General features: G+C 44.7%; 1 protein-coding gene. It reads right to left on the bottom strand.

Translation table 11 applies throughout. From position 1 onward, the window contains the following. Positions 1-244: 244 nt before the first annotated feature. Positions 245-1,321 (bottom strand): transposase, encoded by a 1,077-nt coding sequence (locus tag QUA38_RS28885; protein ID WP_445305137.1) that lies wholly within the window; start codon positions 1,319-1,321, stop codon positions 245-247. Positions 1,322-1,404 lie beyond the last annotated feature (83 nt).

The raw sequence follows: 1,404 nt of genomic DNA, 5'->3' as shown, positions 1-1,404 counted from the left end.
ATGCGGGTCATTCAGCAGCAGCGGTTCATTTCCTTTAATTCGGTGCAGTTTCTTAACAGGATTTAGATCGAGCATAGTTAGTAATTTGCGATTAGTAATATCAAGTCGGGCAGGGGTTTAAAGCCTTGCCTCAAAGAAGACTGTGCGATCGAATCGATCGGGCTAATCCACAGATCCGCCGGGGATTTTAATCCCCGTCTCATAGCTAAAGTCGGTTAAAACTGAGATCTTGCACCATTCTCAATTAGCCATACGGCCAACCACTAACAGTGATGTCAAAACCCTGCTGACGAGCTAAACTCTGGGTGCGATCGATATTAATTAACAGCCCCAAAACTACTAGAGATGCCAACAAAGTTTCTCTCGCCAGTAGCGCCGCGTCTCCCCAATCTGGCAAGGTAGTTTTTCCCGATGCTAGATATGCCCAGAAGGCGAGAAAGTAGGCAATAAAAGATAATACTAGCCACCGATAAACTCCCAATAAAGTGCTTTGTCCAAACCGATGCAAACCAAACCGATGTTTCACAGTCTTAAAGAATCCTTCAATCTGCCAACGTCTTCTACCGAGTCGAGTAATGTAGACAGCAGATAAAGGTTTTGTCGAAATTACAAAGCGTTTTTCGAGACTGCCATCATCCCGTTTGAGCCAATACCAAGACAGGGTGACTGGAAAGTTTAATCCTTGCAGCACTACTTGCTGACCCCTTTGCAGTCCTTGGTTTACCAGCCGCGCATCTGCCAAGCTCCGATCGCTCCTCATCCCAACAATACCACTTGTGCGTGGTTGTTTTTTTACCCATTTGAGCATTTCTATACTGCCATTTGCGCTATCACCTAATACTCTGATTTCATAATGTGCTGTTAAGGTTTTTGGCAGAGTTTTTAGCAATCTTTGACCGAGTTTTATAGGCGCCAACTCTCCCTTGCCCCGATCGACTCGGAACCCCCAGGGTACTCGACTTCTTCCCACAAGTATGTAGAGGACTAACAGGTGCAATCCTCGTTTACCATTATAGACTCTAATTAGTTTCCCTAACCCTGAAAACTTACCAATTTTTTCGAGGGTGGTCATATCCAAAATTACAGTTAAAATCGGTCGCCTCCCAAGCCCTCTTTCGGCTTTGACTTGCCTGATGATCTCTGCCCGCACAACTCTAATTACTGCGCGGACTGACCATTGGTAATGATTGAGGAAGCGACTAATCGCGCTGGCACTTACTGTTTGAGAGAGAAACGGTAAACTTTGTCCTGTTGCTTCCAGAAATAGACCTAGCAAGGCTCGCAGACTTTTTTGTTGATATTTGCTTGGCATTAAATCCATCAAGGTATATAGTCATTTCAAATAAAAAAGAGACACTATTGAGCGCAGTAGGCACAGATGAGTTCATCTAAAGATGTGCCAGG

The sequence above is a fragment of the Microcoleus sp. Pol12B4 genome (assembly GCF_036701385.1).
Lineage (GTDB): Bacteria > Cyanobacteriota > Cyanobacteriia > Cyanobacteriales > Microcoleaceae > Microcoleus.
Note: the sequence above shows the minus strand (reverse complement) of the source record. Positions and strands in the feature narration are given on the sequence as shown.

Bases quoted from the DNA above. Each gene is read 5' to 3' on its own strand.
- QUA38_RS28885 (WP_445305137.1), bottom strand. From the start codon at position 1,321: ATGGATTTAATGCCAAGCAAATATCAACAAAAAAGTCTGCGAGCCTTG.